The organism is Cobetia sp. 3AK, assembly GCF_029846335.1.
GTDB classification, from domain to species: Bacteria; Pseudomonadota; Gammaproteobacteria; order Pseudomonadales; family Halomonadaceae; genus Cobetia; species Cobetia marina.
Window position 1 is genome coordinate 15,444 of the sequence record NZ_JARWKR010000002.1, and the last position, 20,715, is coordinate 36,158.

Annotated in this window: 14 protein-coding genes and 1 pseudogene; 10 read left to right on the plus strand and 5 right to left on the minus strand. The window is 65.5% G+C overall.

Translation table 11 applies throughout. The features are described from left to right. Nucleotides 1-216: 216 nt before the first annotated feature. The 6 genes from QD228_RS02650 (at nucleotide 217) to astB (ending at nucleotide 7,810) form a co-directional block, all read left to right on the plus strand. Nucleotides 217-1,218: a GlxA family transcriptional regulator gene (locus tag QD228_RS02650; protein ID WP_279874327.1), complete on the plus strand. Its 1,002-nt coding sequence runs from the start codon at nucleotides 217-219 to the stop codon at nucleotides 1,216-1,218. A 156-nt stretch (nucleotides 1,219-1,374) separates the two neighbouring features. Continuing rightward, nucleotides 1,375-2,595 (plus strand): aspartate aminotransferase family protein, encoded by a 1,221-nt coding sequence (locus tag QD228_RS02655; protein ID WP_176493570.1) that lies wholly within the window; start codon nucleotides 1,375-1,377, stop codon nucleotides 2,593-2,595. Nucleotides 2,596-2,618: 23 nt separating this feature from the next. Continuing rightward, a complete protein-coding gene (locus QD228_RS02660; RefSeq protein WP_141392325.1) occupies nucleotides 2,619-3,680 on the plus strand; it encodes an arginine N-succinyltransferase in 1,062 nt (353 codons plus the stop codon). Beyond that, a complete protein-coding gene (astA, locus tag QD228_RS02665) occupies nucleotides 3,680-4,711 on the plus strand; it encodes an arginine N-succinyltransferase (RefSeq protein ID WP_279874328.1) in 1,032 nt (343 codons plus the stop codon). Before QD228_RS02660 ends, astA begins: the two co-directional genes overlap by 1 nt. A 152-nt stretch (nucleotides 4,712-4,863) precedes the next feature. Further along, nucleotides 4,864-6,363 carry a succinylglutamate-semialdehyde dehydrogenase gene (gene astD / locus QD228_RS02670; RefSeq protein ID WP_279874329.1) on the plus strand — a complete coding sequence of 500 codons (1,500 nt, stop codon included), beginning with the start codon at nucleotides 4,864-4,866 and terminating at the stop codon, nucleotides 6,361-6,363. A gap of 100 nt (nucleotides 6,364-6,463) precedes the next feature. After that, on the plus strand, nucleotides 6,464-7,810 hold the full coding sequence (gene astB / locus QD228_RS02675) for an N-succinylarginine dihydrolase (RefSeq protein ID WP_279874330.1): 1,347 nt from the start codon (nucleotides 6,464-6,466) through the stop codon (nucleotides 7,808-7,810). 124 nt (nucleotides 7,811-7,934) lie between these two features. Here astB and QD228_RS02680 read toward each other — a convergent pair whose 3' ends face one another. Then, nucleotides 7,935-9,125 (minus strand): MFS transporter, encoded by a 1,191-nt coding sequence (locus QD228_RS02680; RefSeq protein ID WP_077378283.1) that lies wholly within the window; start codon nucleotides 9,123-9,125, stop codon nucleotides 7,935-7,937. Between the two features lie 566 nt (nucleotides 9,126-9,691). Between QD228_RS02680 and QD228_RS02685 the strand changes: the two are divergent. The 4 genes and pseudogenes from QD228_RS02685 to QD228_RS02700 all read left to right on the plus strand — a co-directional run. Beyond that, nucleotides 9,692-10,159, plus strand: a pseudogene (locus QD228_RS02685) ((2Fe-2S)-binding protein); the annotation flags it as partial. A 133-nt stretch (nucleotides 10,160-10,292) separates the two neighbouring features. After that, nucleotides 10,293-12,674: a molybdopterin cofactor-binding domain-containing protein gene (locus QD228_RS02690; RefSeq protein WP_279874331.1), complete on the plus strand. Its 2,382-nt coding sequence runs from the start codon at nucleotides 10,293-10,295 to the stop codon at nucleotides 12,672-12,674. A gap of 103 nt (nucleotides 12,675-12,777) precedes the next feature. Further along, nucleotides 12,778-13,803 carry an XdhC family protein gene (locus QD228_RS02695; protein WP_279874332.1) on the plus strand — a complete coding sequence of 342 codons (1,026 nt, stop codon included), beginning with the start codon at nucleotides 12,778-12,780 and terminating at the stop codon, nucleotides 13,801-13,803. Nucleotides 13,804-13,811: 8 nt separating this feature from the next. Then, nucleotides 13,812-14,447 (plus strand): nucleotidyltransferase family protein, encoded by a 636-nt coding sequence (locus QD228_RS02700; RefSeq protein ID WP_279874333.1) that lies wholly within the window; start codon nucleotides 13,812-13,814, stop codon nucleotides 14,445-14,447. 92 nt (nucleotides 14,448-14,539) lie between these two features. On the opposite strand, the gene QD228_RS02705 is transcribed toward QD228_RS02700, so the two are convergent. The 4 genes from QD228_RS02705 to QD228_RS02720 form a co-directional block, all read right to left on the minus strand. Further along, a complete protein-coding gene (locus QD228_RS02705) occupies nucleotides 14,540-14,950 on the minus strand; it encodes a hypothetical protein (RefSeq protein ID WP_077378298.1) in 411 nt (136 codons plus the stop codon). 148 nt (nucleotides 14,951-15,098) lie between these two features. Further along, the gene (locus QD228_RS02710) at nucleotides 15,099-18,236 is read right to left on the minus strand and encodes a multidrug efflux RND transporter permease subunit (RefSeq protein ID WP_077378301.1); all 3,138 of its coding nucleotides are present in this window, start codon (nucleotides 18,234-18,236) and stop codon (nucleotides 15,099-15,101) included. Continuing rightward, nucleotides 18,233-19,519, minus strand: coding sequence for an efflux RND transporter periplasmic adaptor subunit (locus QD228_RS02715; RefSeq protein WP_279874334.1), 1,287 nt, complete (start codon nucleotides 19,517-19,519; stop codon nucleotides 18,233-18,235). Before QD228_RS02715 ends, QD228_RS02710 begins: the two co-directional genes overlap by 4 nt. Nucleotides 19,520-19,829: 310 nt before the next feature. Further along, nucleotides 19,830-20,594 carry a transporter substrate-binding domain-containing protein gene (locus QD228_RS02720; protein WP_077378307.1) on the minus strand — a complete coding sequence of 255 codons (765 nt, stop codon included), beginning with the start codon at nucleotides 20,592-20,594 and terminating at the stop codon, nucleotides 19,830-19,832. Nucleotides 20,595-20,715 lie beyond the last annotated feature (121 nt).

A 20,715-nucleotide genomic window follows, 5' to 3' on the forward strand; every position in this document is an offset into this window, starting at 1 on the left:
CGCTTCAGCAAGCGCAGAGGTCAGGGTAGCGAGCGCTGCCAGCTGACCGCTGCCCGCTGAGCGATGACGACGCCACCCTTCGGGGTGGCGTCGTCGTATGTGGCGGCCTCATCTTGAGCGTCATGCCAGTCCGGGCCAGGCACAAGTGCCAGAGGCATGGCACAATGTGGCGGCAGGTTTTCCCCACCCTCACGCGATGGACCTCGACTCACACCCATGCCCGTGGATTCACTGGTTTCCCCCCAGGCCCAGCAACGCCAGATCGGCTTCGTGCTGTTGCCCGGCTTCTCGTTATTGTCCCAGGCCTGTGCGCTGGAGCCCCTGCAGGTGGCCAATCAGCTCGCGGGGCAGACACTCTATCGGGCCGTCACCTTTGCGCTGGACGGGCGCGGTGTGGCGTCCGCTGCGGGCTTGAACCTGTCACCGGACAGCCTGGTCGCCAGTGATTCGCGCCATCTGGACGCCCTGTTCGTGTGCGGTGCTCAGCCGGCGGGCGAGGCGGGCCTGCAGGAGGTGGCCTCGAATCCCGCGCTGCTGGCCTGGCTCAAGCGTCTGTCCGAGCGTGGCGTGATGCTGGGCGGTATCTCCACCGGCACCCGTGAGCTGGCTCGCGCCGGGCTGCTTGATGGCTATCGTGCGACGATCCACTGGCAGCGTGCCGAGTCGTTCCGTCGCGACTTCCCGCAGGTCAACGTCTCCCATCAGCTGTATGAGCTGGACCGTGATCGTGTCACCTGCGGTGGGGGTACCGCGGCGATGGACATGATGATGACGTTGATCGCCCAGCAGCATGGTCGTGCGCTGGCCGAGAAGGTCTCCGAGCATTTCGTCTGCGAGCGTATCCGGCTGGCGGACGAGCCACAGCACGTGCCGCTCAAGAACCGTTTCGCCCATGCGCCCCAGCCGCTGGTGGAGGCCGTGACCCTGATGGAAGCCAATATCGAGGAGCCGCTGTCCACCCACGAGATCGGCGAGCACCTCGGGATCTCGCGGCGTCAGTTGGAGCGGCTGTTCAAGAAGCATCTGCAGGCGGTGCCCAGCCGCTACTATCTGGATCTGCGTCTGGCACGCTCACGTCAGCTCTTGCGCGAGAGTGATCAGCCCATCGGCGAGATCGCGCTGGCCACCGGCTTTTCCAGCGCCGCTCACTTCTCCACGGCGTTCCGCAACCATTTCGGGCGCAGCCCCCGCGACGAACGTCTCATGCTGCAGGCCTGAAATGTCGCACCGGTGACAAAAGTCGCCTCCTGACATAAGTCGTCGTCCTTTCGCTGAAAGTCTTTGTCATCTCGCCTCCCTATACTCGGGAGTCATGACCCGTGGCTCGCCGATCATCGGCCTGCCACGCAACGCCCCCGCGATGAGGAAGAGACGATGACCCAGCTGACCCGTGCCGATTTCGACCATGCCATGGTGCCCAACTACGCACCCCAGGCTGCCATTCCGGTACGCGGCGAGGGCAGCCGTCTGTGGGATCAGGAAGGTCGTGAGTACATCGACTTCGCCGGCGGCATCGCCGTCACCTCGCTGGGTCACTGCCACCCGGCACTGGTCAAGGCGCTCAAGGATCAGGCCGACAAGGTCTGGCACCTGTCCAACGTCTACACCAACGAGCCGGCCCTGGCGCTGGCCAAGGCGCTGACCGAGCGCACCTTCGCCGACAAGGTCTACTTCTGCTCCTCCGGTGGTGAGGCCAACGAAGCCGCGCTCAAGCTGGCACGTCGTTTCGCCCACGACACCCATGGCGAGAAGAAGGACAAGATCATCTCCTTCCGTCAGTCCTTCCATGGCCGCACCTTCTTCACCGTCAGCGTCGGTGGTCAGCCCAAGTATTCCCAGGGCTTCGGGCCGATTCCGGGCGGGATCCAGCACGCCGAATTCAACAACCTCGACTCCGTACGCGAGCTGATGGGCGATGACACCTGCGCGATCATCGTCGAGCCGCTGCAGGGCGAGGGCGGCATCATTCCGGGGGAGCAGGCCTTCCTCGAGGGGCTGCGTGAGCTGTGCGACCAGCACGATGCGCTCTTGATCTTCGATGAAGTCCAGAGCGGTGCCGGGCGGACCGGCCACCTCTACGCCTACCAGCACTTCGGCGTGGTGCCGGACATCCTGACCACCGCCAAGGGCATCGGTGGCGGCTTCCCGCTGGGCGCCATGCTGACCACGGACCGCATCGCGCCGGCCATGGCCATCGGCACTCACGGTTCCACCTACGGCGGCAACCCGCTGGCATGTGCGGTGGGTCTGGCGGCGCTCGAGACCATCGACACGCCGGAAGTGCTCGAGGGCGTCGCGCATCGCCACCAACTGCTGCGCAATGGCCTGGAAGGCATCGCCAAGCGTCACGGTGTCTTCAAGGAAGTGCGTGGCATGGGCCTGTTGATCGGTGCCCAGATGGCGCCGGACTATGCGGGGCGTGCCAAGGACATTCTCAATCTGGCGATGGAAGAAGGTCTGATGGTGCTGGTCGCCGGACCTGACGTGCTGCGTCTGGCGCCGTCGCTGGTGATCAGTGAAACCGAGCTCCAGAGCGGTCTCGACAAGCTCGACCGTGCCGTGGCGAGCTTCGTCGCCGCCTCTGCATCTGCATGAGCAGCGCCATGAGCAGTGCCCCGATGCTGGTGGTGCGGCCTGCCGAAAGCCGCGATCTGCTCGCTCTCGAGCGGCTCGCGGCCTCGGCCACGCCACGCCTGACCAATCTGCCGGCACATCGTGACCGCCTCGAGGAGCGCATCACGCGCTCCCAGCGCAGCCTGCGTGCCGAGATCGATTTTCCCGGTGACGAGATCTACTGCTTCGTGCTGGAGGATCTCGACAGCGGGGAAGTGGTCGGTACCGCCTCGCTGCGCGCCGAGGCTGGCGCGCGGGAGGCCTACTACACCTATCGTCAGGAAACGCTGATCCACGCCTCGCAGCAGCTCAACGTGCGCCATGAAGTGCAGACGCTGTCGCTGTCGCATGAGGTGTCGGATGCCACGCTGCTGTGCGCGCTGTCGCTGGATGCCCGCTACCGCGAGACGGATGCGGACAGCCTGCTGCGTCGTGCACGCCTGATGTTCATCGCCCAGTACCCGGAACGCTTCGCCAATGAACTGGCGGTGGCCTTCCCGGGCTATCTGGAAACGCGCGACGAGCGTCAGGTCAGCCCGTTCTGGGACAGCGTCGGCCAGCACTTCTTTGATCGTGATTTCAATGACATCAACCAGATGGCGGGGGTGCGCTCCAAGAGCTTCATCGCCGAGGTGATGCCACCGTTCCCGCTTTATCTGCCGCTTCTCACGCCCCAGGCGCGCGCTGCCATCGGGCGCGAGAATCCGCGCCACGAGTACGCCATGCAGGAGATGCTCGCCGAAGGTTTCTCGCGCTCGCGCCACGTCGACATCTTCGATGCGGGCCCCTTGCTGCTGGCGGAGTGCGAACGTCTGCACACCTTCAAGCAGTGCGGCTGGCACCCGGTGCGTATCCGTCCGCAGGAAAGCCTGCCGGACGCGGTGCCGGCGATGGTCGCCAACCAGCGGCTCGGCGATTTCCGCTGCGTGCTGGCGCGCTATGCACTGACGCCGACCGGCCAGCTGATGCTGACGCCGCAGCAGGCCGAGGTACTGGGGGTGGAAGAAGGGCGTGCGGTGCTTGCCGTGCCGATGCCCTTGCCGGCGGTCGATGAGGGAGAGCTGTAATGCGTATTCGTCCTATCGCTCGTCACGATATCGAAGGCCTCAAGGTGCTGGCGCGGGAAACTGGCGTCGGCTTCACCTCACTGCCGGACAATCATGAATTTCTCAGCGCCAAGATCGAGCGCACCCTGGCCGCCTTCGAAGGCCGGGAACCCGGCGATGATCGCCTGTACTTCTTCGTGCTCGAGGATGAGCGCGACGGCAGCATCGCGGGCTGCTGCGCCATCGAGGCCTGTGTGGGCACCGATGCGCCGTTCTATCACTATCGCCTCGGGTCGCTGGCGCATTCCTCGGTGCAGCTCGATCTGCATCGCACCCTGGATACGCTGACGCTGTGCTCCGATCACACCGGCGATGCCGAGGTCTGCTCGCTGTTCCTGCGTGAGGGCTGGCGCAAGGACCGCAACGGTGCGCTGCTCTCCAAGGTGCGCTGGCTGTTCATGGCCCAGTTCCGTGAGGCCTTCCCCGACAAGGTGCTGGCCGAGATGCGCGGTGTCTTCACGCCCGAGGGGCGCAGCCCGTTCTGGGAGTGTCTGGGCAGCCACTTCTTTCCGATGGACTTCAATGAGGCCGACCGCCTCACCGGCATGGGCCAGAAGAGCTTCATCGGCGAGCTGATGCCCAAGTTCCCGATCTACACGCCGTTTCTCTCCGAGCAGGCGCGTGCCGCCATCGGTCAGGTGCATGAGCACACCCGCCCGGCGGTGGCGATGCTCAAGAAGGAAGGGCTGCGCTGGGAAGGCTATGTCGACATCTTCGATGGCGGCCCGACGGTCGAGGCCTATATCGATGACGTGCGCGGCGTCCGTGACAGCCAGCTGGCATGTGTCGAGGTGATCGCGTCTGATGCCCCGGCCTGTGAGCGTCCCGCCGTGATGGCCGCCACCACCGGCATGGCGGACTTCCGCGCCAGCTGGATCAGCCATGCTGTCACGCGGGACGACGCGGGTGCCTGCCATGTGCGCCTGCACCGTGATGAGGCCGAACGCCTTGGCGTCACCGGCGGTGACACGCTACGCGTGCTGGCCAGCTGAAGCATTCGCCCCGGGCATCCGCTTCTTTGCGCCATCTCGCAGGCCCATGTCGCCTTGCGTCCTTTTGCCATCAGCGGGGCAGATCGCCAACTGCCCCGTTATCTCCTTGTTCAGCGTCGCTTACGCGGCGCGCCCTTTCGATGAGGCATGCCATGACCACTACGACTCCGACTCCCGCCACACTCAACGTGCGTCAACAGCTCTTCATCGACGGCGCGTGGCAAGCGGGGGAGGCCGAATCCTTCACCAAGACCGACCCCGTCTCCCAGGCACGCCTGTGGCAGGGCGCCTCGGCCACTGCCGAGCAGGTCGAGCAGGCCGTCGCGGCAGCGCGTCAGGCATTCCCGACCTGGGCGCGCCTGGGTTTCGAGGCACGTCTGGCGGTGGTGGAGCGTTTCCGCGATCAGCTGGAGCAGCATCGTGAAGCGCTGGCGATCTGCATCGCCAGTGAAACCGGCAAGCCGCTGTGGGAAGCGCGTACCGAGGTCGGCGCGATGATCGGCAAGATCGCGATCTCGGTGAAGGCCTATCACGAGCGTACCGGCGAGCGCGCCAAGGATGTCGCAGGCACCCAGGCGGTCCTGCGCCACCGCCCGCATGGCGTGATGGCCGTCTTTGGCCCCTACAACTTCCCGGGGCACCTGCCCAACGGCCACATGGTACCGGCGCTGCTGGCGGGCAATGCCTGCGTGTTCAAGCCCTCCGAGCTGACGCCGGCCACCGCCGATCTCACCCTGCAATGCTGGGAGGCCGCGGGCCTGCCGGCCGGCGTGATCAATCTGGTGCAGGGCGCGGCGGACGTCGGTCAGGCCCTGTCCCAGTCCGAGGGTATCGATGGCCTGCTGTTCACCGGCAGCGCCAAGGTCGGCAAGCTGCTCCACCGTCAGTTCGCCGGTCAAGTCGGCAAGCTGCTGGCGCTGGAGCTGGGTGGCAACAACCCCCTGGTGGTGCGCGATGTGCAGGATGAAGCCGCCGCGGTGCTGGCGATCATCCAGTCGGCCTTCGCCTCGGGCGGTCAGCGCTGCACCTGTGCGCGCCGCCTGATGGTGCCGCAGGGCGAGGTCGGTGATCGTCTGATCGAGGCGCTGGCCACGGCGCTGCGCGAGTTGCGCGTGGCGGGGCAGTTCGAGCAGGACGCGCCCTTCTATGGCGGCCTGGCCAGTGTCGCGGCGGCCGAGGGCCTGCTCAAGGCGCAGGATGATCTCGAAGCGCTGGGCGGCAATGTCCTCGTGCGCATGCAGCAGCTTGAAGAGGGCACCAGTCTGCTCAGCCCGGCGCTGATCGATGTCACTGGCCTTGCGCTCGAGGACGAGGAATTCTTCGGCCCGCTGCTCAAGATCCATCGCTACACCGACTGGGACGAGGCCATCGCGCTGGCCAATGACACCCGCTACGGCCTCTCGGCCGGGCTGATCGGCGGTGAGCGTGCTGACTGGGACGACTTCCTGCTGCGCATTCGCGCCGGCATCGTCAACTGGAACCGCCAGACCACCGGCGCCTCCGGCGACGCGCCCTTCGGTGGCATCGGTGACAGCGGCAACCACCGTCCCAGTGCCTATTACGCGGCCGACTATGTCAGCTATCCGGTCGCCTCGATGGAAGCCGAGGTGCTGGCGCTGCCCGCGACCCTGCCGGCCGGTATCCGTCTGTAAGGCCGTCCGTTCGGGCACCGCTGCCGCTTACCCATTGTTGACCACGACGCTCGCCGTGCCTGCTCCCTGAGGTGCCAAGGCGTCGTGGCAGGAGACCTTCATGTCCGACACCCCGTATCACGAGATCAATTTCGATGGCCTGGTAGGCCCGACCCACAACTACGCCGGTCTGGCACATGGCAACGTGGCCTCGATGCGCCACGGCGGCCTGGCCTCCAACCCGCGCGAAGCTGCGTTGCAGGGCCTCGACAAGATGAAGTCGCTGGCGGATCTGGGGTATGCACAGGGGGTTCTGCTGCCGCAGCAGCGCCCGGACCTTGGCGCACTGCGTGATCTCGGCTTCACCGGCAGCAATGCCCAGGTGTTGAAGGCGGCCAGCGAGCAGGCACCGCAACTCTTGCGCGCGGTGTGTTCCGCCTCCAGCATGTGGACGGCGAACGCCGCCACCGTCACGCCCTCGCGCGACAGCGGTGATGGCCGCGTGCACTTCACGCCGGCCAACCTGCAATCCAGCTTCCACCGCTACCTGGAGCCCGCGACCACCGGGCGCATCCTGGGCGCCATCTTCGCCGACGATGCCCATTTCGCGCATCATCCTGCGCTGCCCGCGACGCCGGCCTTCTCCGATGAAGGTGCGGCCAACCACACGCGGCTGTGCGATGGCCACGGCGGGGCGGGCGTGCATCTCTACGTCTATGGCCGTCAGGCCTTCGGCGGTGACGGCGTCGAACCGCGTCGCTATCCGGCGCGTCAGACACTGGAAGCCAGTCAGGCCGTCGCGCGTCAGCATGGCCTGAGCGAGGATCAGGTGGTGTTCGCCCAGCAGCATCCGGAGGCCATCGATGCCGGTGTCTTCCACAACGATGTCATCGCGGTGGGCAATGGCCCGGTGCTGTTCTATCACGAGCTGGCCTTCCGCGATGAGGAGGCGGTGCTCAACGAGATTCGCGCGAAACTGTCCACACCGCTGATCCCGATCCGCGTGCCACTGGAAGCCGTCAGCCTCGAGGATGCCGTCTCCTCCTACCTCTTCAACTCGCAGCTGCTCTCCAATGACGATGGCAGCATGACGCTGGTGGTGCCGGGGGAGTGTCAGGAGAACGAGGCGGTATGGAATGCGCTGCAGAATGCGATTCTGGCCGGCCCGAACCCGATCGGGGAAGTGCTGGTCAAGGACGTCAAGCAGAGCATGCGCAATGGCGGCGGCCCGGCCTGCCTGCGTCTGCGTGTGGTACTGAGTGACGCCGAGCGCGCCGCGCTCTCCGGGCGCGTGATGATGACGGATCAGCTGCACGGCGAGCTGGGTGACTGGGTCAAGCGTCACTATCGTGACAGCCTGACGCCGGCGGATCTCGCCGACCCGCAGCTGGCCGAAGAGACACTGGCGGCGCTGGATGAGCTGACGCGGCTGTTGAAGGTCGGCAATGTCTACGCCTTCCAGCGTTGATCGCCTGGCCCGAGCCCATACGACACAGCCCCATACGACACAGCCCCCATCGGGTTCGCCGATGGGGGCTGTGTCGTTGTGGAGGTGTGGTCTGACATTTGAGAATCAGATGCTGTGGCGCGACTCAGGCCAGTTGTGGCTGCACCATGCGCTTGGGCTCGCGGCGCACCGGCCAGTGCACGAGCGCGGCCAGCAGGCCGAAGATGCCGCTGGCGATCCACAGCAGGTCGTAGCTGCCGGTCAGCTGATAGACCACACCACCGCCCCAGGCCCCCAGGAAGGCACCGACCTGATGCGCGGCCAGCACCATGCCGAACACGAAGGCCTGACGCTTCTGGCCGAAGTAAAGCGCGACGGCCTGGCTGGTCAGTGGCACCGTCGACAGCCACAGCACGCCCATGATCGCGCCGAAGGCGTAGAGCAGCATGCTGCTGGGCGGGATGACCACCATCGCCATCACCAGTGCGGCGCGGCACAGATAGATCAGCATCAACAGCTGCGGCGGGTGACGGCGGCCGCCCCAGGCACCGAACAGGATGGTGCCGGCGATATTGAGCGCGCCGATGATCGCCAGCGTGTTGCCGGCCACGTTCAGGGGCAGACCGCAGGCGACCACGAAATTGGGCAGGTGGGTGGCGATGAAGGCGACGTGCACGCCGCAGACGAAGAAGCCGCCGGCCAGCGCCAGAAAGCGCCGGTCCTGCAGCAGCGGGCCCTGGCTCGGGACATCCTCTGCCTGTGTTTCACTGCCGGCCGGCGGGCGACGCAGCAAGGGCAGGGCCATGGGAATCAGCAGTAGACAGCTGGCGCCGAGCGCCAGCATGGCGATCTTCCAGTCGATCAGCACCAGCATCGGGGTCGCGACCGAGTAGACTAGCTGCCCGAAGGAGCCGCCGGCCGAGGCGATGCCCAGGCCGATGCCACGATGCTGGAGGGGAACCACGCGTGTGACGGCAGCCAGCACCAGTGGGAAGGTGGTCGCCCCGATGCCGATACCGGCCAGCACGCCGGCGCCCAGCATCCACACCGTCGGAGTCGGCCAGAGGGCGGTGACGCCCATGCCGACCGCATAGCACAGGCTGCCGACCAGGAAGACGCTGAGCGTGCCGAAGCGATCCGACAGCTTGCTGGCGATGGGCGCGGCCAGCCCGAAGACCAGATTCTGGATGGCGAGGGCAAATGACAGGCTGCCCATGCCCCAGGCAAGCTCGCTGGCCATCGGTGGCAGCATGAAGCCCATCGCCTGGCGCGCGCCGGTATTGATGGCGAGTATCAGCGCTGCCAGCGCGATCGCCGCCTTCCAGTTGAGTTGCATGTCAGATCCTCATGCCGGGAATCGTTATTGTCGTTGTTCTTGCAGTTCTTGCAGTTCTTGCGGTCCCTGCACCCGGTGCTGGCCATGGGCGGAACATCCTCCATGAGGACTCTCGCTACATTTCACTTTATTCTCATAAAAGTACAGATGCCGGATACGCCACTGTCAGACGCGTCTGCGACACTCTCGTCCATACCAGGCAGTCACATGGCTTCGCGGGAGTCCTCGCTCCGGTGCGCCGCCATCATTCTCGACCGCTACCGGCCCAGCCCCGAGGCGGACCGATGTCATGCAAACATCTGCCGATGACAAGGCGTGAAACGCTATACTGTGTGGCATGCGAGACAGCATCTGCATGGCCATGATGCGCCCAGTGACATCACACTGTTTCCTTTTTGGCACCGTGGTGCCGAATCGTGACCTGTAGAATTCACCGATTCGAATCGTGCCAGGCCTCAAAGCCTGGGGTCGGTCCCTGACGCCGAACCCACGCCACGTCAGTCAGATGACGCCATGGCTGGCCGCGATACCCTGCACGCGTTGTCCGAACCCTGTCCCCCTGCTTCATGCTCCTGAGGAGAAGCCCCTTGGCCAACTTCACTCTGAACGGCAAGGCCGTCAGTCTCGAGGTCGATCCGCAAACCCCGTTGCTTTGGGTGCTGCGTGAACACCTGGGCCTGACCGGCACCAAGTTCGGTTGCGGAATCGCCCAGTGCGGCGCCTGCACCGTGCACCTGAACGGCACCGCGGCGCGCACCTGTGTCCTGCCGGTACTGGCCGCCGAGGGTGGCGACATCGTCACCATCGAGGGGCTGGCCGAGAACGATGACCACCCGCTGCAGCAAGCCTGGGTCGAGGAGCAGGTGCCGCAGTGCGGTTACTGCCAGTCCGGCCAGATCATGCAGGCCGCCGACTTCCTCAAGCACACGCCCAACCCCACCGATGAGCAGGTCACTGCCGCCATGGCGGGCAACCTGTGTCGTTGCATGGCGTACGTGCGTATCCATCGTGCGGTGAAGCGTGCCGCCGCGATCGCCAGTGAGCGCGACATGGCGCAGGTGATGGGCCAGCAGACCGAGGCCACCGCCGCGACTGCCGGTGTCGGCACATTCGATCCGCGTGCCACGGCAGATGCCGTGAGCCATTCTGCTGCCGAGGAGACATCTCATGGCAAGGTTTGAAGATACGCTGGGCCGGCATCAGCGCGCTCAGGCAGCCACTCGTCACCCCTCGAGCCAGCACGGCATCACGCGGCGTGGTTTTTTGATCGGCAGTGTCGCGGGTTCCGCGATGCTGGCGTTCGGGGTCTCCGGCGCGGCCCTGGCCAGCGGCGCCGATGACGGCCGCTCTGCCAGCGAGACGCTGTCCGCCGGCGCCTTCGAGCCGACCATGTGGTATGCCATCGGCACTGACGGCACCATCACCATCCATATCACCAAGGCCGAGATGGGACAGCACGTCGCCACCAGCCTGGCGCGTCTGGTCATCGAGGAGCTCGAGGCCGATCTGGCCTCCGTCGAGATCGTCTACGTCGACAGCGATCCCAAGTGGGGCTACATGATCACCGGCGGCAGCTGGTCGGTGAATCACAGCTACCAGCCGCTGTCGCAGGCAGGGGCTGCCGGGCGTATCGCGTTGATCGAAGCGGGCGCCAGACAGATGGGCGTGTCCGTCGAGAGCTGCAAGGCGCGCAAGGGCCGTGTCATCAGTGGCGATCAGTCACTGGGCTATGGCGAGATCGTCGCCGCGGGCCTTGAGCGCAGCTTCACGGAAGATGAGCTGGCGGCCATCGAGCTCAAGCCGGCCTCCGAGCGCCGCGTGCTCGGCACCAAGGGCAATGCGCTGGACGTGCCGGCCAAGACCAATGGTCAGGCGGTCTACGGCATCGATTACACCCTGCCTGCCGAGGTGGAAGCCCGTGTCGGCAAGACGCTGCATGCGCGCCCGGTGCTGCCGCCGAGTCGCTTCGGCTGCAAGGTCACGGCCGTGGATGACAGCGAGGCCAGCAAGGTCATCGGCTATCGCCAGACCATCGAGCTCAAGGATCCGTCCGGCATGTGTCAGGGGTGGTTGGCGGTCATCGCCGACAACTTCTCGGCGGCCATGCGTGCCACCGACCTGCTCAAGGTGGAATGGAGCAAGGGCGACAGCTATCACGTCGATGAGGCGGCGATCCAGGCAGAAGGCCAGCGACTGGTCAGCGCCCCGAGTCGTGACAATGGCTCGCTGATGGTGGATCAGGGTGACCCTTCCGCGCTGATCGAAGGTGCGGCGACCACGGTGGAGTCCACCTTCACCACCTCAAGCGTGCTGCACTTCACTCTGGAGCCGGCCAATGCACTGGCCTATGAGGAGGAAGGGCAGTGGCATGTCCACTGTGGCAACCAGCAGCAGTCATTGCTGATTCCCCTCGTCGCCAAGGCGCTGGACGTCGAGGATGGCAAGATCACTCACCACCAGCTGTATCTGGGCGGTGGCTTCGGGCGTCGTCTCCACGGTGACTACGCCGTGCCGGCGGCACTGGCGGCCAAGGCCGTGGGGCGTCCGGTCAAGATGATCTTCACGCGCCCGGACGATAGCCGTTTCGATTGCGTGCGCTCGCCCTCGGTGCAGCGTGTGCGTTCCGGTCTGGATGCCGAGGGCCGTGTCGTGGCCTCCGAGCACGCCGCCGCGGCAGGCTGGCCGACTGCCGCGCTGATGCCGAGCTTCCTCGCCGAAGCCGTGGAAGGCGGTGGCAAGCTGGATTCCTTCTCCATCAGTGGCGCGGACCACTGGTACAACGTCGGCACCCAGCGTGTCTGGGCGCAGCAGAACAAGGTCGCTCATGAGGCCTTCGTGCCGGGGTATCTGCGCTCCGTCGCACCGGGCTGGACGCTATGGGCGGTCGAGCAGCACATCGATGAGCTGGCGCAGGCAGCCGAGCAGGATCCGGCTGAATTCCGCCTCTCGCTGCTGGACGCCGAAGGCCGCAATGCCGGCAAGGCGCCGGTCAGCACGGGCGGGGCGGAACGTCTGCGCAACGTGCTCACGCGCGTGATGGAGAAGTCCGGTTGGAGCGAGCGTGACAGCCTGCCGGAAGATACCGGCATGGGCGTGGCGCTGAGCTTCGGTCAGGAACGCAGCATGCCGACCTGGGTGGCCTGCGTGGCACGGGTCAAGGTCGATCGCGCCACTGGCGAGGTCAAGATCGAGAAGCTGACCAGTGTCGTCGATGCCGGTACCCTCGCACACCCGGATGGCGCCATGGCGCAGCTGGAGGGCTCGCTCTTGTGGGGCGTCTCGATGGCGCTGCACGAGGGCACCGAATACCGCGAGGGTGGCCCGGTGGCGCAGAATCTGGGCGCCTACCAGCCGCTGCGCATGCATCAGGTGCCGCAGATGGATCTCGAGTTCGTTGACAGTACCGAGATGCCGGTCGGCCTTGGCGAGCCGGGTACCACGGTGGTCGCACCGGCGGTGGCCAATGCCATCCATCACGCCGTAGGCGTTCGCCTGCGTGATCTGCCGATGCGCCCGGCGGCGCTCAAGGCCGCGCTCAGCGAGGCCTGATCCTCACCGGTGAATGCGTCTGATACCCGCCACTCCGGCATGCCCGGGTGGCGGGTTTCGTGTCTTCTGGCTGGGAGCCGGCTTCCGATATGAGAGATTTTTGATGCAACATCTTGATCTTGAAGTGATCTGTCAGGCGATCGACTGGCTGGCGCCGTCAGATGGCATGCGGCCTGACAGCCCGATCTGGCTGTGTACGGTGCTGTCCACCTTCGGCTCCTCACCGCGTGAGCCGGGCGCCTGGCTGGTGGCGCGTGCCGATGGCCAGCATCGTGGCTCGTTGTCCGGTGGCTGTGTCGAGGAGGACTTCCTGGCGCGCCTGGCGGGAGGCGAATTCACCGCGAGCGCCCAGGTGATCCGCTATGGCGAGGGCGGCCATCAGGGCGCGGGGATCGCCTTGCCGTGCGGTGGCTTGCTGGACGTGCTGGTCGAGCGCTTCACGGCCAGCGAGGCGGACATCGCGCATCTCAAGGCACTGCGCGAGGCACTCGAGGGTCAGACGCCGCGTCTGCGTCAGGTCATGCTGGCGGGGGATGGCGCGCGTACGCTTCAGCAGGACAGCGGGCTGGGGGAGCGGGTCGAGCCACTCAAGGGCCACGATGACCAGACGAGCGGCTATCAGCTCAGGGTCGGGCCGGTGGCGCGTCTGCTCTTGGCGGGACTCTCGCCGGTGGCGGAAGCCTGCGCGGCCTTCGCCGTCAGCCTCGGCTTCGAGGTGATCATCTGCGAGCCGCGTGAGGAAGTGCTGGCGGACTGGGATGCCCGCAAGACGCCGCACACCGGTGTCACCCTGCGTCGTGAGCTGCCCTCGCGCTTCATCGCGGCGGGGGGCTGTCATGCGGCCACTGCCGTGGTGGCGCTGACCCATGATCCACGCATTGATGATCTCGCGATGATCGAGGCGGTACGCCAGCCCGCCTTCTACATTGGCGTGATGGGCTCGCAGCGTACCTCTCAGGCGCGCGCCGAGCGGCTGGCACGCAGCGGCGGGCTCAGCGCCGAGGAGATCGAGCGTATCGTGATGCCGATCGGACTCAATCTGGGCAGCAAGACACCGGCCGAGATCGCGCTGGCGGTGATGGCCGATATCGTGCGTATCCGGCGTGGGCGCGCTCGGGAAAGTCTGTGAGACCCGACATGAGTGAGACGATCATTCTGGTGATGGCGGCCGGTCAGAGTCGCCGCTTTGGCAGTGACAAGCGTCAGGCTTGTCTGGCGGATGGCCAGACACTCCTGATGGCGACGCTTTCGCAGGTCATGCCCTGTGAGGTGGACTGGCGTCTGCTGCTGCGTGAGGACGATGATCCCGCCGCACTGCTGGGAGATGACTTCGCGCGTGAGCATGCCCGGCGAATCTGGCGTGCGCCGCAGGCGGGCAACGGCCTCGGCGCCAGTCTCGGCGATGCCTTCCGTCAGCTGAGTGAGGACGCCACCCTGGCGCATGTGCAGGTGGCGGCGGTATGGCTGGCGGACATGGCGCAGATCGCGCCGCAGACCTTTCACGCCTTGCACCGTGAGGCGAGTGCGGAGCATGTGGTGCGGCCGGTGCTGACAGGCGAGAAGGGCAGCCCCGGGCATCCGGTGCTGTTCGGGCGGACGCTATGGCGTGAGCTGGCAGCGCTTGAGGGCGGTGAGGGTGCGCGGGAAGTGATCCTTCGACATCGTGATGCCTTGCGTGAGGTGGTCGTCAGCGATGCCGGCATTCTCGACGATATCGATACACCGGCGATGCTGGCGGAAAGGCGGCGAAGTCTCCCACCCCCAAATGCCTGAGCAAGCGTTGGGTGGCAAGCCATCGCGCCAGACACAAGGACGCCCCGTCACCTGAAGGTGACGGGGCGTCCTTGTGTCTGCTCATCCGCATTCTACAGCGTGCGCACGTCCAGCAGCTTGATGCGCTGGATGCGTGGCTCACCCCAGCTCAGATCCAGCACCCACTCGGCATCGAAATGCGTGTGCAGCACGCTGCCGTCGTGATGCGCGGCGCGGTGCTCGCCGCCCATGCGCAGGGTGGCCGTGTCGAGACTCTCGCGTCGGGCACGTACCCAGCCCAGTGCATGGCTGTTGATCAGCAGATCATCCCGGCGCTGTTCCCAATTGGTCAGGAATTCGCTGCCAGTGAGCGTCTCATCCAGCAGCTGGATCACGGCATCGTCTCCCAGCAGCTCGGCCAGCTCGAGGGACGGCGCCAAGCGGTTGAGCAGAGAGAACCAGCGATGCGCGAAGTTCTCGAGTTCAGCCTCAAGGGCCAGATCATTGAAGGTATCGGCGTACATGCTACCCGCTCCCGAGTATTGAACAATGTAGGTTCGGCGGTGTGCCGAGATGATGCGACGAGGCAAGCCAGTGCGACGAGGCAAGCCAGTGCGGCGATTCATCTCGCGTCGCCGCACTGGCGGTGTGGTCCGTGAAGCCCCGGCTTCTCTAGGTACGCTTCTCGACCATCCTGCGGATGCCGACATAGAACAGTGGCGTCAGCAACAGGCCGAACACGGTGACGCCGATCATGCCGGAGAACACCGCCACGCCCATCGCCTGGCGCATCTCGCTGCCGGCACCGGTGGCCAGTACCAGCGGCACCACGCCGGCGGTGAAGGCCACCGAGGTCATCAGGATGGGCCGCAGCCGCAGGCGACAGGCTGTCAGCACGGCATCCAGGCGACTCTGACCTTCATGCTGCTGCTCACGGGCGAACTCGACCAGCAGGATGGCGTTCTTGCAGGCCAGCGCCACCAGCACGATCAACCCGATCCGCGTGAAGATGTTGTTGTCGCCTCCCGTCAGCCACACGCCAGCTAGCGCCGACAGCAGCGTCATCGGCACGATCAGGATGATCGCCAGCGGCAGCGACCAGCTCTCGTACTGGGCAGCCAGCACCAGGAACACCAGCAGCACCACCAGCGGGAAGATATAGATCATGGTGTTGCCGGCCAGCACCTGCTGGTAGGTCACCTCCGTCCACTCGTAGCCGATGCCCTGGGGCAGATTGGCTGCCAGCACTTCCTCGATGGCGGCCTTGGCCTGATCACTGGAGACACCCGGTGCCGGCGAGCCGTTGATGTCGGCGCTGACATAGGTGTTGTAGTGCATCACGCGGTCCGGCCCGGTGGTCGGCGTCACCTTGACGAAGCTGCCCAGCGGAATCATGCGCCCGTTGTCGCTGCGCACCTTGAGATTGCGGATGTCATCCGGGTCGAGACGCGCCGACTGCTCGGCCTGGGCGCGTACCTGATAGGTACGCCCGAAGCGGTTGAAGTCATTGACGTACAGCGAGCCCATGTAGATCTGCAGGGTCTCGAAGGCGCGTTCCACCGGGACGCCCATGATCATCGCCTGTTCGCGGTCCACATCGATGTCGTACTGCGGCACCTGGATGCGGAAGCTGGAATAGACGCTGCTCAGGCGCGGGTCGGCATTGCCCTTGGCGGTGATGGTCTGCACGGCGGCGAACAGCTGATCGAAGCCCTGGTTACCGCGGTCCTGCAGCTGCAACTTGAAGCCGCCCGTGGTCCCCAGACCCAGAATCGGCGGCGGCGGGAAGACGGCGACGAAGGCCTCGTCGATGCCGGCAAACTTGCGGTTGAGCTCGGCGGCGATCGCCTGGCCGGAGAGCTGGGGCGACTGGCGATCCTCGAAGTCATCCAGCGGCGTGAACAGGATGCCGGAATTGGAGGCATTGACGAAGCCGTTCACCGACAGCCCCGGGAAGGCCACGGTATGGGCGACCCCCGGTGTCTCGAGTGCCAGCTTCTGCATCTCGTTGATGACCTCGGTGGTGCGATCAAGGCTTGCCGCGTCCGGCAGCTGAGCCATCGCGACCAGATACTGCTTGTCCTGTCCCGGGATGAAGCCGCCGGGCACGCTGTCGAACAGCTTGCCGGTGGCGCCGAGCAGTGCCAGATAGATCACGCCGACGATGACACCGAAGCGCAGCAGCTTCTTGATCAGGCCGGTGTAGCCGTTGGACATGGCATTGAAGGCCCGGTTGAACGGCGCGAACAGCCAGCGTCCGAACAGGCCATCGATGAGGCGTGTCAGCCAGTCCGGCTTGGCACCGTGCGGCTTGAGCAGCAGGGCCGAGAGCGCCGGCGACAGGGTCAGTGAGTTGAAGGCCGAGATCAGCGTCGAGATGGTGATGGTCAGCGCGAACTGCTTGTAGAACTGGCCGCTCAGGCCGCTGATGAAGGCGGTGGGCACGAAGACCGCCGTCAGCACCAGCGCGATGGCGATGATCGGGCCGGTCACCTCGCGCATGGCGATCTGGGTCGCCTCGATGGGAGAGTGGCCCAGCTCGATGTTGCGCTCGACATTCTCCACCACCACGATGGCGTCATCGACCACGATACCGATGGCCAGTACCAGTCCGAACAGCGACAGCGTATTGATCGAGACACCCATCAGCTGCATGACCGCGAAGGTACCGATCAGCGAGACCGGAACCGCGATCAGCGGGATGATCGAGGCGCGCCAGGTCTGCAGGAACAGGATCACCACGATCACGACCAGCAGGATGGCCTCGAACAGGGTATCGATGACCGCCTCGATGGAGCCGCGCACGAAGACGGTGGGGTCGTAGACGATGTCGTAGCTGACGCCATCGGGGAAGGCATCGGACATCTCGCTCATGCGCTCGCGGACCGCATCCGACAGCGCGATGGCATTCGAACCGGGGCGCTGGAAGATCGGCATCGCCACCGCATCCTTGCCGTCGAGTTGCGCGCGCAGCGAGTAGCTGTCGGCACCCAGTTCGACACGTGCGACATCCTTCAGACGCGTCAGGCGGCCATCCTCATCGACACGGATGACGATGTTCTCGAATTCCTGCGTGCTCTCGAGACGTCCGCGCACATTGAGCAGGCGCTGGAACTGGTTGTCATCCGGGGCGGGCTGGGCACCGACGGACCCGGCGGCGACCTGCTGGTTCTGGGCGCGCAGCGCACTGATCACGTCACCGGCAGACAGTCCACGCGCCGCCACGGCGTCCGGGTCCAGCCATACGCGCATGGAATACTCGCCAGCACCGAACAGGCGCACGTCACCGACGCCGTCGAGACGGGCGAGGTTGTCCTTGAGATTCAGGCGCGCGTAGTTGGATAGCCACAGCTGGTCATAGCGGCCATCCGGGGAGGTCAGGTGGACCACCATCGTCAGGTTGGGCGAGGCCTTCTCGGTGGTGATGCCGAGCTGCTGCACCTCCTGCGGCAGGCGTGGCGTGGCGCGTGCCACGCGGTTCTGCACCTGCACCTGGGCCTTGTCCAGATCCGTGCCCAGCGCGAAGGTTGCCGTCAGGGTCAGGTTACCGTCGGAGGTCGCCTGGGAGTCCATGTACAGCATGCCTTCGACGCCGGTGATTTCCTGCTCCAGCGGCGTGGCGACGGTCGAACCGATGACTTCCGGGTTGGCACCCGGGTAGTTGGCGCGCACCACCACGGTAGGTGGCACGACTTCTGGATACTCGGAGATGGGCAGCTGGAACAGTGACAGCAGCCCCGAGATGACGATCAGGATCGACAGCACCGCGGCGAAGACCGGGCGCTTGATGAAGAAGCTGGAGACGTTCACGTACGGCCTCCTGCTGCCTGGCGGTCGGCCTCGGCCAGCGCCGCGGCATCCTGATCATTGTCGTGCGACGGCTGATCCTTCTGGTGTTGCGTCAGGCGAGCGACACGCTCGGCGAGGGCCTTGAGGGCACCATTGTCGGACATCTCAACCAGCTTGGGCGTGATCGGCATGCCCGGGCCTGCCTTGGCGGGGCCGGCGGCCAGCACGCGATCACCGGCGGCCAGGCCATCGGTGACGGCACGCAGCGGGCCAAAGCGCGGGCCAGTGGTGATGCCACGGTAGGCGAGGGTGTCATCTTCGCCGATCACCAGCACGAACTGACGATCCAGATCGGTGCCGATGGCACGCTCCGGGATCAGCACGGCGTCGCGAATCTCGGGGGAGGCGATGCGCAGGCGCGCGAAGGCGCCTGGCCGCAGGGCAGGGTCCTCTGCGGCGAAGGTGGCGCCAATGCGCAGGGTGCCGGTGTCGATGTCGACGCTGTTGTCGATGAAGTCGAGCTCGCCCTGGAACGGGAAGTCCTGCTGGCCTGCCAGCTGCAGTTCCACCGGCAGATGATCCTCGGCGGAGACGTCGGCAAAGTCCTGATTCCAGGTCAGCTCGCTGATGTCGATATAGGCGTCCAGCTGGCGAGTTTCCACCAGGGTGGTCAACACGCTCTGACCGGCTTGAACGGTATTGCCGCGCGTGATGCGGGCATTGGACAGTCGGCCATCGATCGGGGCACGCACCGTGGCGTAGTCGAGATCCAGACGGGCGCGCTCGAGCTGGGCGATGGCGGCCTTGAGCTGGGCGTTGAGACCGGAGACGCTGGTGCTGCGTGAATCGGCTTCCTCGCGGGAGATCAGGTTGCGCTTGACCAGGCTGGCTGCGCGTCCGGATTCACTGCGGGCGTTGGCCAGTTCTGCCTTGACGCGAGCCACCTCGGCTTCCAGACGATCAACCTCCGCCTTGAAGGGGCGCTGATCGAGGCGGACCAGCGGGGTGCCGGCGCTCACCTGACGGCCTTCGGTGAACAGGACCTCTTCGATTTCACCGCTCACGCGCGGGCGCAGCTGTACGCTCTGCGGAGATTCCAGGCGGGTGGTGTAAGTGTGCCAGGCCGCGACCGGCTGAGCCTTGGCCGCGACGACTTCCATCGTGGGAGGTGTCGGCTGGGCGCCAGCGGCAGCCTCGTCATCGCCTTCACTGCAGGCGCTGAGCGCAAGGAGACCGCCAAGGGTCAACAGCAGGGAAGAGGCGATACGAGAAAGGCGCGCCGGACGTGAAGGATGTCTCGACATGGGGGAGCTACCGTTGCAGGAGTGGGATGCTGGGCATCCTAGAGAGGCCGGGCAGACGGGATAAGCCCTCTCAGCCACACTGCTTTGGTTCTCAATTTGCACCAATTGTGCAAGGGGACGCGATGACTTGGCTTCTGGCTCAGGCGTGGCGGGGGCTTGCTCTCATTCCCCGGCGGCGCTGATGAAGGGGCTGGGTCGGGAATGACCCTGTCTCAACGCAAAAGTCCCGCGGCAGATGCCAGCGGGACGTGTTGTCTTGCGTGTCACTTGCGCCTGTCAGCTCGCGCTCGTCATGACATGGGAGGCGATCTTACTTCTTCTCGCCGAAGTACTTGGTGTGGATGGTGTCGTAGGTACCATCGGCCTTCAGTTCCGCCAGTGCGCCGTTGATCTGCTCGGCCAGGTCCTTGTCACGCTTGCGCATGGCGATACCGAAGCCGTCGCCGAAGTATTTCTTGGGCTCGGTGACCACTTCCCCCACGGCCTTGTAGTTGCCGTTGCCGCCATCGATGAGGGTGGACTTGCCGACCGGGAAGTCGAGGAAGGCGATGTCGAGGCGACCCGCATCCATGTCCAGCACCAGGTCATCGGCGGTGGTGTAGCGCTTGACCTCGGCATTCTTGGCGTAGAGATCCGTGACGTAGTTGTCCTGCAGGGTGCCGCGCTGCACGCCGATGGCCTTGCCCGCCAGGGCCTCGGTGGAGGTGGCGCTCAACGCGCTGTCGGACGGCGCGAACCAGGCAGACGGCGGCGTGATGTAGGTGTCGGAGAACAGCACCTTCTCACGGCGTTCTTCGTTGATGGTCATCGAGGACATGATGGCGTCGTACTTGCGTGCCATCAGGCCGGGGATGATGCCGTCCCATGCCTGGATGACCCACTCGCAGTCGCGGTTGATCTTCGCGCAGATGGCATTGCCCAGCTCGATGTCGAAGCCGGTCAGCTCGCCGTCCGGTGTCTTGTATTCCATCGGCTCATAAGGCACATCGACGCCGATGCGCAGTGTCTCGGCGGCCTGTGCGCCACCGGCCATCAGTGCTGCACCCAGCAGGGAAATTCCCAGAAGCTTCTTCATGTCGTTCCCGTTCCTCGTTGTTGTTGGTCGAGCTGACGTGTCAGCGACACCAGACGCTACCTGAAAAGGTATCAGGCGTCTGCGCCGATGAAGACAGGACTGTCGTCAGCCATTGTTCTCC

Excerpts from the sequence above, each read along its gene's own strand:
- QD228_RS02650 (WP_279874327.1), top strand. The coding sequence starts at position 217 with ATGCCCGTGGATTCACTGGTTTCCCCCCAGGCCCAGCAACGCCAGATC.
- QD228_RS02655 (WP_176493570.1), top strand. The coding sequence starts at position 1,375 with ATGACCCAGCTGACCCGTGCCGATTTCGACCATGCCATGGTGCCCAAC.
- QD228_RS02660 (WP_141392325.1), top strand. The coding sequence starts at position 2,619 with ATGCTGGTGGTGCGGCCTGCCGAAAGCCGCGATCTGCTCGCTCTCGAG.
- astA (WP_279874328.1), top strand. The coding sequence starts at position 3,680 with ATGCGTATTCGTCCTATCGCTCGTCACGATATCGAAGGCCTCAAGGTG.
- astD (WP_279874329.1), top strand. The coding sequence starts at position 4,864 with ATGACCACTACGACTCCGACTCCCGCCACACTCAACGTGCGTCAACAG.
- astB (WP_279874330.1), top strand. The coding sequence starts at position 6,464 with ATGTCCGACACCCCGTATCACGAGATCAATTTCGATGGCCTGGTAGGC.
- QD228_RS02680 (WP_077378283.1), bottom strand. The coding sequence starts at position 9,125 with ATGCAACTCAACTGGAAGGCGGCGATCGCGCTGGCAGCGCTGATACTC.
- QD228_RS02690 (WP_279874331.1), top strand. The coding sequence starts at position 10,293 with ATGGCAAGGTTTGAAGATACGCTGGGCCGGCATCAGCGCGCTCAGGCA.
- QD228_RS02695 (WP_279874332.1), top strand. The coding sequence starts at position 12,778 with ATGCAACATCTTGATCTTGAAGTGATCTGTCAGGCGATCGACTGGCTG.
- QD228_RS02700 (WP_279874333.1), top strand. The coding sequence starts at position 13,812 with ATGAGTGAGACGATCATTCTGGTGATGGCGGCCGGTCAGAGTCGCCGC.
- QD228_RS02705 (WP_077378298.1), bottom strand. The coding sequence starts at position 14,950 with ATGTACGCCGATACCTTCAATGATCTGGCCCTTGAGGCTGAACTCGAG.
- QD228_RS02715 (WP_279874334.1), bottom strand. The coding sequence starts at position 19,519 with ATGTCGAGACATCCTTCACGTCCGGCGCGCCTTTCTCGTATCGCCTCT.
- QD228_RS02720 (WP_077378307.1), bottom strand. The coding sequence starts at position 20,594 with ATGAAGAAGCTTCTGGGAATTTCCCTGCTGGGTGCAGCACTGATGGCC.